General features: G+C 41.8%; 14 protein-coding genes and 1 tRNA gene. 2 read left to right on the top strand and 13 right to left on the bottom strand.

The window, feature by feature from the left end; genetic code table 11:
• Positions 1-171: 171 nt before the first annotated feature.
• From nth to AAGA18_14865, 7 genes are all read right to left on the bottom strand, one after another.
• On the bottom strand, positions 172-822 hold the full coding sequence (gene nth, locus AAGA18_14895; GenBank protein MEM9446628.1) for an endonuclease III: 651 nt from the start codon (positions 820-822) through the stop codon (positions 172-174).
• Between the two features lie 47 nt (positions 823-869).
• Positions 870-1,379 carry a preprotein translocase subunit SecG gene (gene secG, locus AAGA18_14890; protein MEM9446627.1) on the bottom strand — a complete coding sequence of 170 codons (510 nt, stop codon included), beginning with the start codon at positions 1,377-1,379 and terminating at the stop codon, positions 870-872.
• A 19-nt stretch (positions 1,380-1,398) separates the two neighbouring features.
• Positions 1,399-2,181 carry a triose-phosphate isomerase gene (tpiA, locus tag AAGA18_14885; GenBank protein MEM9446626.1) on the bottom strand — a complete coding sequence of 261 codons (783 nt, stop codon included), beginning with the start codon at positions 2,179-2,181 and terminating at the stop codon, positions 1,399-1,401.
• Between the two features lie 27 nt (positions 2,182-2,208).
• Complete coding sequence (locus AAGA18_14880) at positions 2,209-3,438, bottom strand: phosphoglycerate kinase (GenBank protein ID MEM9446625.1); 1,230 nt, start codon at positions 3,436-3,438, stop codon at positions 2,209-2,211.
• A 22-nt stretch (positions 3,439-3,460) separates the two neighbouring features.
• Positions 3,461-4,501 (bottom strand): type I glyceraldehyde-3-phosphate dehydrogenase, encoded by a 1,041-nt coding sequence (gene gap / locus AAGA18_14875; GenBank protein MEM9446624.1) that lies wholly within the window; start codon positions 4,499-4,501, stop codon positions 3,461-3,463.
• A 110-nt stretch (positions 4,502-4,611) separates the two neighbouring features.
• The gene (rsmD, locus tag AAGA18_14870; GenBank protein ID MEM9446623.1) at positions 4,612-5,208 is read right to left on the bottom strand and encodes a 16S rRNA (guanine(966)-N(2))-methyltransferase RsmD; all 597 of its coding nucleotides are present in this window, start codon (positions 5,206-5,208) and stop codon (positions 4,612-4,614) included.
• On the bottom strand, positions 5,205-6,596 hold the full coding sequence (locus tag AAGA18_14865) for an AsmA-like C-terminal region-containing protein (GenBank protein ID MEM9446622.1): 1,392 nt from the start codon (positions 6,594-6,596) through the stop codon (positions 5,205-5,207). The genes rsmD and AAGA18_14865 overlap by 4 nt, the downstream gene beginning before the upstream one ends.
• A gap of 25 nt (positions 6,597-6,621) precedes the next feature.
• Between AAGA18_14865 and AAGA18_14860 the strand changes: the two genes are divergently transcribed.
• Entirely contained in the window at positions 6,622-7,488 is an 867-nt protein-coding gene (locus AAGA18_14860; GenBank protein MEM9446621.1) for a diacylglycerol kinase family protein, read from the top strand.
• Positions 7,489-7,893: 405 nt separating this feature from the next.
• On the opposite strand, the gene AAGA18_14855 is transcribed toward AAGA18_14860, so the two are convergent.
• Genes AAGA18_14855 through AAGA18_14840 form a run of 4 tightly spaced genes read right to left on the bottom strand, consistent with a single transcriptional unit; the run spans position 7,894 to position 12,637 of the window.
• The gene (locus AAGA18_14855) at positions 7,894-9,405 is read right to left on the bottom strand and encodes a chemotaxis protein CheW (protein MEM9446620.1); all 1,512 of its coding nucleotides are present in this window, start codon (positions 9,403-9,405) and stop codon (positions 7,894-7,896) included.
• The gene (locus AAGA18_14850; protein ID MEM9446619.1) at positions 9,406-9,891 is read right to left on the bottom strand and encodes a chemotaxis protein CheD; all 486 of its coding nucleotides are present in this window, start codon (positions 9,889-9,891) and stop codon (positions 9,406-9,408) included. It lies immediately after the preceding gene.
• Positions 9,892-9,893: 2 nt separating this feature from the next.
• Entirely contained in the window at positions 9,894-10,739 is an 846-nt protein-coding gene (locus AAGA18_14845; protein MEM9446618.1) for a protein-glutamate O-methyltransferase CheR, read from the bottom strand.
• Positions 10,740-10,756: 17 nt separating this feature from the next.
• Positions 10,757-12,637, bottom strand: coding sequence for a PAS domain-containing methyl-accepting chemotaxis protein (locus tag AAGA18_14840; GenBank protein ID MEM9446617.1), 1,881 nt, complete (start codon positions 12,635-12,637; stop codon positions 10,757-10,759).
• 413 nt (positions 12,638-13,050) lie between these two features.
• Here AAGA18_14840 and AAGA18_14835 point away from each other — a divergent pair.
• Positions 13,051-13,123, top strand: a tRNA-Ile gene (locus tag AAGA18_14835).
• 345 nt (positions 13,124-13,468) lie between these two features.
• Here the strand turns inward: AAGA18_14835 and AAGA18_14830 are convergent.
• Together AAGA18_14830 and AAGA18_14825 are read right to left on the bottom strand one after the other, a co-directional pair.
• Positions 13,469-14,140 (bottom strand): hypothetical protein, encoded by a 672-nt coding sequence (locus tag AAGA18_14830; GenBank protein ID MEM9446616.1) that lies wholly within the window; start codon positions 14,138-14,140, stop codon positions 13,469-13,471.
• A 535-nt stretch (positions 14,141-14,675) separates the two neighbouring features.
• The gene (locus AAGA18_14825) at positions 14,676-15,032 is read right to left on the bottom strand and encodes a hypothetical protein (GenBank protein ID MEM9446615.1); all 357 of its coding nucleotides are present in this window, start codon (positions 15,030-15,032) and stop codon (positions 14,676-14,678) included.
• Positions 15,033-15,167: the final 135 nt, after the last annotated feature.

The following is a 15,167-nucleotide window of genomic DNA, read 5'->3' as shown; positions in this document are numbered from 1 at the left end:
TCTTCGTTTACTTCATGCCATATCACACATGCCTCAAGAAATCAGACTCTACTTTGCTACAAGAATTGCTCCATTACCCCAAAGTCATACCTCGAGTATCCAATATACTTAAAAATACCTTTTTTCAGTGCCGACTAATTAGGGGTATTATTTTCAAAAAGAAAAGCGGGATTATTTGAGATGGACAAAGGGTTTGCGGCGTTTGGGATAAAGTCTTTGGCATATTTCACAAGTGGTGCCATCACAGCCTCTAGCAGTGCAGTGTTCGCGACCGTAGAAAATAATTTGTAGGTGTAGTTTGTTCCAACGTTCTTGAGGAAAGAGTCTTTTAAGATCTTTTTCTGTTTGTGTGACATTTTTACCTTTAGTAAGCCCCCACCGTTGGGCCAGGCGATGGATGTGAGTATCGACTGGAAAGGCAGGATATCCAAATGCCTGTGACATAACTACCGAGGCTGTTTTATGGCCGACGCCAGGTAATGCCTCGAGTGCTTCAAATGAGGAGGGGACATTTCCCTGATGTTCTTCAAGTAGTATCTCAGAGAGTCGGTGAATGGCTTTGGATTTCTGGGGCGAAAGACCACAGGGCTTGATCATTGCTTCTATTTTAGCAACAGATAGTTTGATCATTTCTTGCGGTTTATTTGCTAAAGCAAAGAGTGCAGGAGTAGTAAGATTGACTCTTGCATCTGTGCACTGTGCCGACAAAAGCACCGAAATAAGCAGTGTGTAGGCGTCCTCGTGGTAGAGAGGTATGGGAGTTTCTGGATAAAGCTCTTGCAACCGATTAGACACAAACTCCGCACGCTCTTTTTTAGTCATAAAAGGAGCAATACGAGTTCTAGCAACAAGGGCCCGGTCCTGAGGTTTTAATTAGTCTTTTCTGAAGTTTCTTCAGCCTGCGTATCAGTAGCCTCTGCACTTGCTTCCGATTCAGTTGCTGAGGCATCTGAACTCACAGCGGGTGTAGCTTCAGAGTCGTCTGTTGATTGTTCCTCGTCAGCCGGTGAAGACTCTTCTTTAGCCTGAGTGTCTTCAGCTTCGGCTAATTCTTTGTCGGAGGCTTCTTCATCAGTTTCAGGTACCGCCGTTGTTTCAGGCTCGGCTAAAAGTTGTTCCTTGATATCACTCGAAGCTTGTTGTGAATAAAGAATAGCCAAGCCAAGCGTACAAACAAAGAAGATGCCTCCAAGCCAAATAGTTAGTTTTGTAAGAACGTCAGAAGTTTGAGCTCCGAAAACCGTATCCGTTACGCCTCCGCCGAATGCGGTTCCAAGACCCTCGTTGCGTGGTCGTTGCATCAGGACAACGAGTACGAGCAGAACGCTACATACAACGAAGACGGCTAAGACGGCATAGATAAAGAAATTGATAATCATAAGCCGGGAAAGGTATCAGTTATTCGAAATCTTCGCAAGCAGCTTCCACGATAGAGACAAATGAGTCCACTTGCAGGCTAGCACCACCCACCAAAGCGCCATCAATGTCATCCTGGCTCATAAGCTCTTTAGAGTTATCAGGCTTCACACTTCCTCCATAAAGAATACGGGCCTTATCTGCTATACTGTCATCAGCATTTTTCGCAATCAAACCTCGAATCAGTTCATGCACTTCCTGAGCTTGGGTTGCCGTGGCCGTTTTGCCTGTTCCAATAGCCCAAATAGGCTCATAGGCGATGACCATTTCAGACCATTGCTCGGGGCTAAGGTCCGCAAGAGAGTTATTAACTTGAGAGGTCACCGCACTTTTTGTTTTACCAGCTTCACGCTGCTCTAGAGTTTCTCCAACACAAACGATAGGGCGTATTTTGTTAGCAAACGCGATCTTGGTCTTTTCATTAACAAGAGCATCTGTCTCACCGTTATACTGGCGCCTCTCAGAGTGGCCAAGAATAACGTAACGACAGTATAGATCCTTTAGCATTTCCGCTGATATTTCGCCAGTATAAGCACCACCTTTTTGAGCACTCATATCTTGTGCCCCCATTATAATGGTGCTGGACCCTTCTAGAACTTCGAAGCAGGCTGGTAAACAAACAAATGGAGGGCAGATGATCGTCTCTACATCATTGTCGCTATACTGGCCTAGTGCATTCAGAAGGTCTGCAACAAAATCCTTGGCCTCAGTAGCCGTTTTGTTCATTTTCCAATTTCCTGCGACTATTTTTCTACGATAACTCATGATCTTAAATTAGCACTTAATAAATAATTAGACACCGACAGATGGTTTATCCTGAATAGCTTCTACACCAGGAAGTGCTTTACCTTCTAAGAATTCTAGAGAGGCACCACCACCTGTTGAAACGAAGGATACTTTGTCGGCTAAACCAGCCTTTTTTACAGCCTTGGCTGAGTCCCCTCCACCAATAATAGAAGTACATTGAGTATTTGCCACAATGGCATCAGCAATAGCAAAAGTTCCTTTTGAACAGTCAGCAATTTCAAATACTCCCATAGGACCATTCCATACGACGAGCGCGGCTTTAGAAATTTCTTTTTCATAAAGTTCTACAGTTTTAGGTCCAATATCTACTCCTTCCCAGCCCTCAGGGATATCAGCCCCTTCCTCGGTATACTTGCCTGGAGATACTTGCTTGGCTCTGAAATCGAGTTCCTCAACGATTAGCGTATCAATGGGAAGAAGAAACTGAACGCCTTTTTCCTTAGCCTTCTCCATGGCAGCCTTAGCAGTTTCAACTTTATCTGGCTCTGATAGAGAGTCTCCAACTTTTCTGCCTTGGGCGAGTGCAAAAGTGTAAGCCATTGCCCCTCCAATCAGAATAGTGTCTGCTTTATCTAGGAGGGCATCAATCACATTAATTTTGTCAGAAACCTTGGCACCACCGAGAATCACCACGAAAGGGCGTTTTGGTTTCTCCAGCTCTCCACCCAAGAACTTCAGCTCACTTTCCATAAGAAAACCAGCAGCGCTAACGGGTATAAAAGCGGCAACGCCTGCGGTGGAAGCATGTGCTCTATGAGCAGAACCAAAAGCATCGTTTACATAAACTTCAGCAAGCTCAGCAAGTTTCTTAGCGAAAACTTCATCATTTTTTTCCTCCTCGGCATAGTAACGGAGGTTCTCAAGAAGAAGCACTTCCCCATCCTGCAGTCCATTGGCTAAATGAATAGCTTCTTGCCCGATGCAATCAGGTGCAAACTTTACTTCTTGGCCTATTACAGAACTCAAACATGCTGCAACTGGCTTAAGGCTCATTTCAGGAACAGCTTTGCCCTTGGGGCGTCCAAGGTGTGAGCACAAGATAATTCTAGCATGATTCTTCAGGAGATGTTTCAAGGTAGGCAGGGTAGCCTTGACCCGCTTATCGTCAGTGATGACCATCTCACCGCCCTGGTTTTCGAGAGGGACGTTGAAATCGACTCGCACCAGGACTCTTTTGCCTGCTACATCGATATCTTGAAGATTCTTTTTAGCCACGGGTGATTACGTATATGAAGGTTTATTCGGCAATATATTTGAGGAGATCTACGCAGCGGTTGGAATAACCCCACTCATTGTCATACCAACTGATAAGCTTGAAGAAGTTTTCATTCAAGCCAATGCCTGACCCTGCGTCGAAAATACTAGAGTAGGCACAGTGGATAAAGTCACTAGAGACAACTTCATCTTCGGTGTAGCCTAGGATATTTTTCATGTAAGTTTCGCTAGCATTCTTCATCTTGCTGCAAATCTCTTCGTAGCTTGTTGCCTTTTCAGTCTTCACAGTTAGGTCCACAACTGAAACCGTTGGAGTAGGAACCCGGAAAGCCATACCCGTCAACTTGCCCTTAACTTCAGGGATGGCAAGGCCAACTGCTTTAGCTGCGCCAGTTGATGAAGGGATAATGTTAATAGCGGCAGAGCGACCACCTTTCCAATCCTTTTTAGAAGGCCCATCAACAGTTTTTTGAGTCGCCGTGTAACTATGAACAGTAGTCATGAGTCCCTCGGCAATGCCATAGCCCTCTTTGAGAAGAACATGAACGACGGGTGCAAGACAGTTGGTGGTGCAGCTAGCGTTTGAAATAATGTGGTGGCTAGAAGCATTATACTTTTCGTGGTTTACGCCCATGACGACTGTGATATCTTCACCTTTCCCAGGAGCCGAAATGATTACTTTCTTAGCCCCAGAAGTAATATGTCCTTCGGCTGCCTCTTTTTTAGTAAAAAGTCCTGTACATTCGATGACATAATCTACGTCTAATTCTTTCCAAGGCATTGCTGCAGGACCTTCTCTCACAGCGAGACATTTAATTTCCTGACCATTTACAACCAAAGTGTCATCTTCCTCGACTGTTGGAGATGATTTCTTGCTTGCTACTTCTCCATCGAAACGGCCTTGGATAGAATCATACTTAACCAAGTAGGCCAGGTTGTCGGCTGCTACCAAATCATTAACAGCTACTACCTCAATTTCTTTACCCAATAAACCCTGATCACAGATAGCCCTAAAGACTAAACGGCCGATTCGACCAAAACCATTAATCGCAACTTTTATCATAACTATAAATCTTTCTTTTCACGTTCCATGCGTTTTGACACGCGAGTTGGAAAGTTATGGCTATAATAGGTTAACGTCAACGGCAAAAAGCGCGGCTTTCTTGTCCTGTTTTATGTTATTTGGGCACTCTTATGCTTTAGAAGTGTAATAGTAGTGCTTCCATAGGTTGTTGTTTTGGTGCATTCTAGAGCCGAATAGTCCTGACATTTGTTTGGTGTATTGTGCTCCCATATAATAATTCCATTACTTGTAAGTATCTGAGGGAGATACTTTGTTATAGGGAAAGTCTCGAGTTGGATCTTTTCTCTAGCGTATGGGGGGTCTAGAAAAACCAAATCATATTGCTCGCCAGATGTTGCTTCTGATGCACAAAATCGCAAAGCATCTGATCCAACCACCTCCGCGGCCTCCTGTAGGTGGCAATGTTCGAGATTTTGCTTAATCGCGTTAAGTGCGCTCCGATGCTTGTCTACAAATGTGCAATGCGCGGCACCACGGCTAAGTGCCTCGATCCCCAGGGAACCCACGCCAGCATACAGGTCGAGGACTCGTGAGGCATTGCCTACTAGGTTCCCTAGGCTAGAAAAGATAGCCTGTTTAATCTTATCTTGAGTGGGTCGAGAAGGGAAATCTCGCGGAATATGCAGAAATAGGCCACCTGCAGAGCCACTTGTGACTCGAACGCGTCCCACGGTCTTTCTTTTCATGGAATAGTTTCGGGATCGAGAGATGCTGCACTAGGCTCTCTGCGACTTTGAAAATCCTGGATATCTGTAGCAAGCACACTGGAATCTATGGCAAGTTTCTTATCCAAATTCGTTTTGGGATTTTGTAAGTCTCCCGAGAGGGTGAAGAGCAGTGTGCGGTAGCCATCCGGGTGATGCTTAAAATTAGTGGCAAATTCTTTGGGAATGCGCTCAGCCATTTCCGGAGAGATGGCTAGCCTGATTTCAAAGTTAAGCTGATTATCAAAGCTTAAATAGCCTGAACCGGTGAATCGGATTTGCTCATCGGGGGCTTGAAGGTCGTAGAAAGTAAGCTTTTGGTCCTCTATTTTGAATGACCCTTTAACCTTTTCATAAGTCGTATCAGCTAAGTGATCTAGGTTGAGGAGATTACTTAGTAGCTGTAAGCCGGGAAGTTGAGAAAAGCTAGCATCACGAATTTCTAAGTTTCCAGTTCCAGTTATGGCACTGATTTGGCTAAGATCTCCTTCCAAATCAACTTCCAGGTTTAGTAGGCCGGAGAGGAAGGAACTCGAATTCTCCCCAAAAGTCGTCATCATATGCGACAAGTTAACATCGGTTAAGCTCATAAAGATTTCATAAAGTGCTGGTTCTGCAGAAAAATCAAGAGATGCCGATCCTTTGGCATTACCTTCATGGGATAGAGCATGCCACTGAGGCAGAATAAGTTTGCCGTGATCAGCATGAATGGGTGCTCTCAAATGTTGCATGGATAAAGTATGAGCAATCACTAGCTCATCAAAATGGAGTTTTCCCAGTGCATCTGATTTCTGTGGAACTTCATGAAAGCGCCCTTCGACATCTGCTCCTTTTATATTTAAAATAGTCCAATCATCTCGGTGCGTGGCTATGAACTCCCCATGGCGCAATTTGAGCCTATCTAAGGCGAAGGCAAAACGTTGGCCAAACAATTGGACCGATGGTTTTGAGAGCAGTTGTAGAGATGGATCCAGGTTCGGCATATCCCATGATCCATCGTCTTGTTGGATGATGTTGAGGTTAGGACGCAGAAGTTCAACATTACTGAGCTTGATGGTCTTGAGAAAAAGTGGCAACAAGGCATATCGGACTTTGAGCTTGTCGATTTCCAATTTAGTCCCCACAACTTCCTTTGTGGGAATTTCTTGCGAGCGGGTAACCAAAACATGATTAAGGTTAAACCCATCCAAAATATTGGCTTTGATAGATTGAAATTCAATATCGGCTTTAAGATAGGTGACGGCAAATTCTTGCAAACTGCTAATGGCTTGAGGACTTCTGACGAGAGAATTAACCCATAAAAATAAACAAATGACCGCCACACAGAAAAGTGAGAAAACAAAAATGAATATTTTGAGCAGTCTTGACATAATTTAAAGAGCGCTTTCCAACCACATGAATCCAAAAATCTGCATCATCTTAAATCCAGCCGCTAAAGGTGAGCGCGCTAGACGGTTCGTGAGGACATTAAAGAGAGAATTCCCCGATGTCCACCTTATGCTTACTCGTGCACCTGGACATGCACTAAATTTAGCAAGGGAGGCATCCGATAAAGGCTTTGAAACCATAGTAGCAGCGGGTGGGGATGGCACACTTAATGAAGTCGTCAATGGTATGGCCCTTTCCAAGTCTAAATTAGGCATCATGCCCATAGGTTCTGTCAATGTTTTTGCGATGGAGTTGGGAATTCCCCGTGAAGTAGACAAAGCAGTTGAGATCCTAAGAAAGCATCATACTCGCAAAATAGACCTGGCTAGAGCTAATAACCGTTGGTTTGTCCAGCTCAGTGGTGTTGGGTTTGATGCTGAAATAGTCAAGTCAACCGACCTGAACCTTAAAAAGGCTCTGGGACCATTAAGCTATGCGGTCACGGTGAGTCAATTGGCGGGAAAGAAACCTGCGACGATCCACCTAAGAAATGGTAAAAAATCTCATAAAAAGGATGGAGCATTTGTTCTCATTGGTAACGGGCGTCTCTATGGTGGGCCCTTTGCCGTTTTTCCCGATGCGGATTTGGAGGATGGATTGTTAGACGTTTGCCTATTTGAAAAGATTTCCCACATGGATGTGCTTCGTTATATCCAGGGGATCATCCTAGGAAGGCATATTAACATGGAAGATGTTCACTATTTCAAAGCAGATAAAATTGTTATTAGCTCCGAAAATAACGAAGTCCCTGTTGAGGTCGATGGAGAACTTAGCGGAAACACCCCTGTTGAATTCGAGGTAGTTACAAAAGGATTAGAAGTTATTGTACCTTAGGTGTATCTCTGGACACTTTCAAAAACGATCTCTCCAGATTAGTTTTTTCACTCCGGACTATGTATGACTAGTTAAATGAGGTGCGTAAAAGCTTGAGAAAAAGGCGAAGAGAATCTATGTAGATGTATTAAATGGTAATTAATTCAAAAGGTTTCGCTTTAGTTTGCTTTGGTATTTCTCTTCGCGATCAGACCATTGGTTGAAAACAAATGCGGCTGCTTCCTCTATGGTCATAAATCCGTGCCTTCGTTGTATCTTGAGAATATATTTGTTGAGGAGGCTATTTTTATCTAAGCTTATTTCAATAGTTTTATAGTGATGATTCATTGTATCCGAGTAGATGGTTTTATTGCGGTATCAAATACGATTTCATGATAAGATTCCTAAAATTCTAGAGCTTGCAAATCAAGCTGCTTCTTGAAGGAAAGTCTTTGATGCCAAAGCTGTTAAATTCATGATCATTAATACCTGAGTATCTTCATTAGGCATCTTGACTTGGAGTACCTCTTTAACAATTTCAGAGACCGGATGATTTCCTTTGCTGTACATCGTTTGGGGCAGCTTAACGTCCTTATGTTCGGAAAAAGTAACGATCGAGTCGACAGAGTCGACTATGAGACCGTACTTATCTCCGTTCATCATAAAGACTAAGATTTTCTTATCTTTTCTGGAGCAAGCATCCATCGCATACAGAGTCCTAGGGTTAATCATAGGGATAATATCGTCTCTTAAATTTACTATACCATCAATGAAATGAGGCAAGTTTGGAGGTCGCATGACTTCTTCAGGATGTTCTATTATCTCTTGTACTTCGCTCATTTCTAAAGCGTATGTTTCACTGATGGAGAAGGTGATGAGGGTTCTCTTCTCATTAGATAATCGGTTCTTTTCGCTTTGGTCGTCATGGTTTTTATAGAGGTCACTATGACCTCTGGTCACGGCCTCAATCTCCGCGTCTGATAAAACTTCCCTATGATCCAAAAGGATAACATTTTGTTTAGGGCCCTTAGAAATACATCCTAAAAAGAGTTTGCTATGATGGCTACCCAATAAAGGAAACTGTGCCAGTTCATCATCAAAATAGGACACGATACTCTCTATCGAATCTACCAGAAGACTAAATAATTCATCATCCAATTTCATGACTATAACCTTTCGATCATGCAGGAGATAATCCTGAGAGATCTCACAGGGTTCCTTGCGCATTCCAAGTATAATACCAAAGTCAATGACAGGAACCGTATTACCTCTTATATTAATAGCTCCTAAACTGCATGCATGAGAAAGTGCTGTATTATCAATCTTATCAACTTTAACAATTTCTTGTATTTCATGAATGTTGAAAGCGCAGAGTGCGTCGCCGACTTTAAAAGAGATACACTGTCTTCGTTTGCCAGAATTTCTTCTTAATCCGAAACCTTCCGTATCTCGCGAACACGGTATCTTATCTAGATTAAGCAGCTCATAAGAGTCGAGGATTTGTACGATCCGCTCACCTCCTTCAAATTTAAAAACTCCTTCAACAATCGACTCTTTTACACCCTCTCTGTGATGAAATTGACTTCTTTCAACTGTATTTCCATTAAAAACCTCACCGGTTTTATCAAACAATAATCCTAGAGCGAGATCCCCATATTCTATGATCGCTACTTTTCTAGTGAAACTTTCATGATGTGAGTCATCGAGATTAAATATCTTTCTTAGATCCACCACAGGAATAATCATGCCGCGCAAATTAAATAGACCCAATAAATAATCTGGGGAGAGGGGGATAGTGCTATAATTAGCCGGTTCATTCACGACCTCACGTATAGACTGCACAGGCAATGCGAATTCATTTTCTGCCAGTAGAAAAGAACCGTATATATCACACAATTTATTTTTCTCAGTAAAAGAATCTGCCGTTATTTCTTCCATTTAAACCTCTTCTAATTTTGGAATTTTATTGATTTCATATTGACCGCTTTGGCAATCGATAAAAATTTTTCTTCCCAGCGTTCCTCCAAAATCTTCATGAATGATTTTGATTTTTTTTTCACGTAATTTTTGAACGGTGAACCTCGAATTAACAACGCCAACAAGTTGTTTAGGGTTCATGTGGTTAGGCATCGTCATATTACTGCCACCGGCGACTACGGCTTGAATATCTTTGATGCTTTTTTCGCCTATTTTCATAAGCTTAAGTAAAGAGAATATAGCTTGGTCGACATAACGGCCTCCAATGCTGAACATTTTCTTGGGCGACTCTGCCAGTAAGCAATGAGCTAGGCCATAGATTTTTTTTTCGTTATATAATAAGCCAATACCGACGCATGAACCTAAAAGAGCCTGAAGCTTGTCGCAGTCTTTGCCGATTTTGACCTCGCCAATATGAACATGTACGGATCTAGAATTGGTGCTCATGCTTAATCCTCCCCTATACTTACGGGTCGATAGATTAGCGGGGATACTAACTCAAACTCGGAATGAATCTGAGCCAGTGACTCAGATTCACCAATAATGAGTAAACCTTCATCTGATAGAGACTTTCTTATATTTGCTAGCACGATCTCTTGGTCTTTTTTGGTGAAATAAATCAGTACATTCCTCAAGAAAATGAGGTGGAATTTTTCACTAGCGTTAAATGGCTGGAATAGATTATGGGCTCTAAAGCTGACATTTTCTTTAATATGAGGCAATACACTATAACCCTCTTGATCATCTCCAACCATATATTTAGTAAATAGCTCTGGTTTAGAGTTTCGGAACCGCTCTATGGACCGGCCTAAATATTTTCCTTTTTTGGCTACATTTAAAATTTTGCTAGAAACATCGGAACCAACAACCCTGTACTGAAAAGAAGGAGTCTGATCTTTAACGCTTTGTAGAATAATGCTCAGGCTGTAAGCCTCCTCTCCTCTAGATGAAGCTGCAGACCAAGCCAGAAGCCGCGTAGCTTTTTTTGATTCAATCCAATCTTGCCAAAAAGCATCATTGAAATAGTTCCATACTCGGGGTGTGCGAAAGAAGTACGTTTCATGGGTTGTGACTAGGTTGATAAAGGTATGTAGTTCTTCTTTATTTTCATGGACATAGCTTAAATAACTTTCATAATCATCTAACCCGAGCAATCTAACTTGTTTGCTAATTCTACTAACTAGCATTTTTTTGCGGTCTGGGCCTATATTTACTCCAGTTAATTTGTAAATAAACTTTGCGTATTCTTCAAAAGTAGAATCACTCAGGCAATCGTCTAATTCTAACGTAATCATTTATGGGCTTTCAGCTATTAGGCAGCAAGTTTCGCAACTTCTTTATTTAATTCATCAGAGCCTTTGGATAACTCTTTTGTTGAATTTGCGATGGATTCCGATGCCATCGCTGACTTTTCTGTAGAGTCGACGATCTTTTGTATGGCATTGGAAACATCTTTTGCAGCTGTCTGCTGCTCTTGAGCAGCTACAGTGATTTCTGAGATAGAGCTGGTTGTTCTGGATACCCCGTCAACAATTTTCCTAAAGGTATCGCAAGCTTCTTTTGAGATTTCACTGCCATGAGCGACCCGCTTCACGGATTCGTTAATAAGTTTTGTAATTTCCTTAGTAGCTTGAGAAGAGCGCTCAGCTAGTTTTCTAACTTCATCTGCCACGACGGAGAACCCCAAACCATGTTCTCCTGCTCGAGCGGCTTCTATGGCTGCATTGAAAGCAAGTAAATTGGTTTGGTTGGCAATTTCACTGATGACTTTTACAATCTCGCTAATTTCCTCAGAGGATTTATTAATAAGCTCCATAGATTCAATTGATTTTTCAATCGACCTAGCTCCACAGTCAGCTTCAGTTTGCGTGTTCCGAGCAATTTCATCAGCACCCTTACTATTTTCTGCAATGGAGTCAATGGAAGAAGTGAGCTCCTCGACCGTCGAATTCATTTCTTCTGTAGTAGCACCTAAAAGCTGTGCCCCATCTGCTACGGTGACTGCCTGAGCGGCAATCTCTTTTGAATTGCTAGAAAAGTCAAGTGCTACTTTGGCAATTAATTCAACTTGGGAAGTAACGGATGTGGCAAATTTAACAATTTTACAGACTTTTCCGTCTGCACCAAAAATGGGATTGTAAGTGGCTTGAATCCAAATCTCTTTACCATTTTTTGCCAACCGTTTATAACGACCTGAATTAAATTCCCCATTGCCTAGTTTTTCCCAAAAAAGCCGATAATCTAAGCTGCTTGCGTAATCTTTTTCGCAAAAGATACGGTGGTGTTCGCCTTGTATTTCCTCCAGGCTGTAGCCGAGTGTTTGTAGAAAATTTTCATTTGCTGTCATGATGGTTCCGTTAGGTGAAAACTCAATAACAGCTTGTGAGCGATTGATTGCTGTTATTTTTCCATCAAAGTCAAGGCGCTCTACTTTTTGCTGAGTAATATCTGTCGCAAACTTAACCACCTTATATTGTTTTCCCTTAGCATCAAAAATGGGATTATAAGATGCGTTGATCCAAATTTCTCTGCCCTCCTTTCCAATTCTTTTGTACTCACCGGAATGTAGCTTTCCATTTCCCAATGTCTCCCAGAAGAGTTGGTAATCTGGGCTCTCCACATATTCTGGGTCGCAGAACATCCTGTGATGTTTCCCCTGAATCTCATCTAAGGTATATCCCATGGCATTTAGAAAATTTTCATTGGCGGTGAGAATGTTGCCCTCGAGGTCAAACTCTATAGTTGCTTTGGCTTTATTGATGGCGTTAAGTTTGCCTTCATATTCTGAGCTTCTGTTTTTTAAAGCGGTAATATCATTAGCAATTTTGACCACCTTATAGGTCTTGCCCCTTGAGTCTAAAATTGGGTTATAAGAGGCGCTAATCCATATTTCCTGTCCGCTTTTTGTGATTCTGCAAAATTCTCCCCTTCGAAAGTTGCCCTTGGCTAAGTCTTCCCAAAATGCCTGATACTCTTCGGAAGTAGCATAAGACTCCTCACAAAACATTCGGTGGTGCTTTCCTTTGATTTCTTCTAGGCTGTAGCCAAGTGCCTCTAAAAAATTTTCATTGGCGGTGATAATGGTTCCGTCTGTTTCAAACTCGATGACGGCTTGAACTCTGTGAATCGCTGAGACGAGGCTGTTAAGTTCTTGAGTGGAATCTAATGGTTCTACTGGGCTTTCTGATATCATGAGAGGCTTTCAAGTTAATTAATTAATCTATTGCAGATATCGGACTGTTGACTCCACTAATTTAGATAAATTATCCATAAACAAAGGTTATGGAGATCGCGGCTTGCCAAATGATCAAAACTTAATAGGATGCAAGGTCCAAATTTAACCCGCATGATGCAATAGATGTTTTAGAAATGCCTAACAGCTTGAGTCACATAGAAAAGAGAGTCGACGGAGAACTAACTGCGATGATACTTCGAACGGTCTCTTTATTCATTGAGTTCAAGACCCTGGGCGAATCGTTGGATCTCTATGGTATCAATTTGGAGAAGTCTTCAGTGACATTGGCTTAGGAATATAAGATGATATCATTATTATTTTGAGCATTTGCTCGAATAAAGCTTACATAAGCCATTGATTATTAAAAACTAGGGCCTGTAGCTCAGCGGTTAGAGCAGGGGACTCATAATCCCTTGGTCGTGGGTTCGAACCCCACCGGGCCCAATTAAGTTGTAATTCTCAGAAAACCAAGAAGATACGATTCTTCTCCTCGCTAAAAAAATTTTGTCCTTGCTTGACTTTCGACCTAATGACCTGAGTTCAGGATAAAAAAGCTATACAATAAGGACGCTTGGAAGGAGTTGCATGTGTCAAAACAAACCAAAACCAAGAGTCAGGGGCTCCATTCCTGCAACGCTATGATCCTATGACTTTGGTAACAGATAAAAAGGAGAGATGCCTTGAAAAGAAGTTACTGCAATAGAAGAGAGACAAAGGCTAACAAAATCGGCTTTTCAACCAAGATTTTGCTCTGACTTCCCCCCATTTATGGACATCATGTATGGGCATTTATTTTAATTTGCTTTTGGCAGGAGAGCCCAGACGAAAACTAATGCCAGATATAGTAAAAAATTCCTTATTATCATCAAAATTATTATCTAAATCTTGTCCCGCACTAAAGTAGAGGCTAATGTCGTTATTGATACGATAACTAGCCGATCCTGCGTAACGCATAGAATCGCCTTTTGAATGGTCTGAATATCTCTTAACGACTTCTCCTGTTAGAGATAATGGGCTTTCTTCATCTGCCCAAACTAGACTGCCACCCACATCGTAGTTCCCGAATGCACCTTCTTCAATTAGATCAACCCATGTATACCGAAATACTCCAACTAGTGAAAAATCCGATAAAATACCAGCATGCTCGTCTAAGCTATAGGATGGGTTGACCCATAAGCCTAATTTATTAAATCTTAAATCTTCAAAATCATTTTCAGGAGCGTCGAAGGTTACACCTCCAGCCAGCTGTAGTTGAAACCCCGTTCTTATATTATTATAATCTCTAAGTTTTGTAATTAAGTCTTGCACATCATTTTCACCGGTGCCCTGACCAATGGAGCTCTCAGTAGTTCCGGGTGGCGAGTTTGGACGTCCTCCTCGAGTATCGGGAGTTAAACTAGCAGCTAATTTTCTCTCGATCTTCTGTCTGATATTTCGCGACTTTTCACCTAATTTGCCCATGACTACATTTGTCCGAAAACCAATGCCTAAACCTGTCCCAACTTCTTCGTCATCCTTGAGGATAGATGAGGTTTCTGCAGTTGCTAATGAAATGGTAAAATTTCTTGCGGTATTTTGGATGTATTTTCCAATATCAGCGTAGTTTGCATTCTCTTGAGATTCCCAGTTATATTCATCGTATGTGATGTAAGAGGCTCTCGGAGTCCACCAAAAAGGAGTTAAATCAAAAGCTAAGTTTCTAGGTAATCCGCTGTCAGACTTGCTGTCACGATAAGAACTAAGAAGGCTAACAGCGAATTTTTTGGGGCTGTCAGGCTTGTGTTACTGAAGAAGGGGTTACTCCTAATAAGTTAAAAGCGGGTGCTGTTGGCGGTCTTAAGGATTCTACCGTGGCTCTGTAAGAGGTATCCAAAGCTGAGGCGTTGTCACTGGAGTGGAGCAACGAACACTGGCTTGAAGTAGCTAAGCTGAACACAAGCAATTGTTTTAATCTAGTCCGTATATGGTGAGTATAGCAATAAAGGACATTCATTATTTAAAAGTCTATCCATGTAATAAACTCAGCTTTATCTTTATCTTGATCAACCCTTCCTTCGGGTTTGAAAATCTCTTTTTGTGAATCACTTGTGAAGGTGATGATATTGTTCATTAAATTACTTCTTTCATTAGCATCGGCCATTTCACTTTTAATAATTAAAGTTTTATGTTTTTTGATTTTATCAAAATCTAATTTTAAGTTCTTAATTTGTCCTTTACCTAATTCCTTGCTGGGGTCCTCCTCCCAAAAAATTAAGGATGCTCCAAGCTGTCTGTGGCCATATTCAACAGTTAAGTTTACATCTGAATTTTCGTTGGCCATTTTTGATTCGTAAGTTGTCTTAAATACTTTCAAGATACCCTCTTTATTATGGTCTAGGGCATGCAGTAGAACCCAATAAAAACTACCTACTCACTATTGACGGTTTGGAAGATGTTTACCATAGAAAAATGGGGACTTCTTTTCAAAAGAAGATAACCGTGGAAAAAG

This window comes from Verrucomicrobiota bacterium (assembly GCA_039192515.1).
Lineage (GTDB): Bacteria > Verrucomicrobiota > Verrucomicrobiia > Methylacidiphilales > JBCCWR01 > JBCCWR01.
Note: the sequence above shows the minus strand (reverse complement) of the source record. Positions and strands in the feature narration are given on the sequence as shown.

What these genes read in the sequence shown, in the direction of transcription:
- secG (MEM9446627.1), bottom strand. Translation starts at nt 1,379, where the DNA reads ATGATTATCAATTTCTTTATCTATGCCGTCTTAGCCGTCTTCGTTGTA.
- AAGA18_14845 (MEM9446618.1), bottom strand. Translation starts at nt 10,739, where the DNA reads ATGATTACGTTAGAATTAGACGATTGCCTGAGTGATTCTACTTTTGAA.
- nth (MEM9446628.1), bottom strand. Translation starts at nt 822, where the DNA reads ATGACTAAAAAAGAGCGTGCGGAGTTTGTGTCTAATCGGTTGCAAGAG.
- AAGA18_14840 (MEM9446617.1), bottom strand. Translation starts at nt 12,637, where the DNA reads ATGATATCAGAAAGCCCAGTAGAACCATTAGATTCCACTCAAGAACTT.
- AAGA18_14865 (MEM9446622.1), bottom strand. Translation starts at nt 6,596, where the DNA reads ATGTCAAGACTGCTCAAAATATTCATTTTTGTTTTCTCACTTTTCTGT.
- AAGA18_14855 (MEM9446620.1), bottom strand. Translation starts at nt 9,405, where the DNA reads ATGGAAGAAATAACGGCAGATTCTTTTACTGAGAAAAATAAATTGTGT.
- tpiA (MEM9446626.1), bottom strand. Translation starts at nt 2,181, where the DNA reads ATGAGTTATCGTAGAAAAATAGTCGCAGGAAATTGGAAAATGAACAAA.
- rsmD (MEM9446623.1), bottom strand. Translation starts at nt 5,208, where the DNA reads ATGAAAAGAAAGACCGTGGGACGCGTTCGAGTCACAAGTGGCTCTGCA.
- AAGA18_14830 (MEM9446616.1), bottom strand. Translation starts at nt 14,140, where the DNA reads ATGGGCAAATTAGGTGAAAAGTCGCGAAATATCAGACAGAAGATCGAG.
- AAGA18_14860 (MEM9446621.1), top strand. Translation starts at nt 6,622, where the DNA reads ATGAATCCAAAAATCTGCATCATCTTAAATCCAGCCGCTAAAGGTGAG.
- AAGA18_14850 (MEM9446619.1), bottom strand. Translation starts at nt 9,891, where the DNA reads ATGAGCACCAATTCTAGATCCGTACATGTTCATATTGGCGAGGTCAAA.
- gap (MEM9446624.1), bottom strand. Translation starts at nt 4,501, where the DNA reads ATGATAAAAGTTGCGATTAATGGTTTTGGTCGAATCGGCCGTTTAGTC.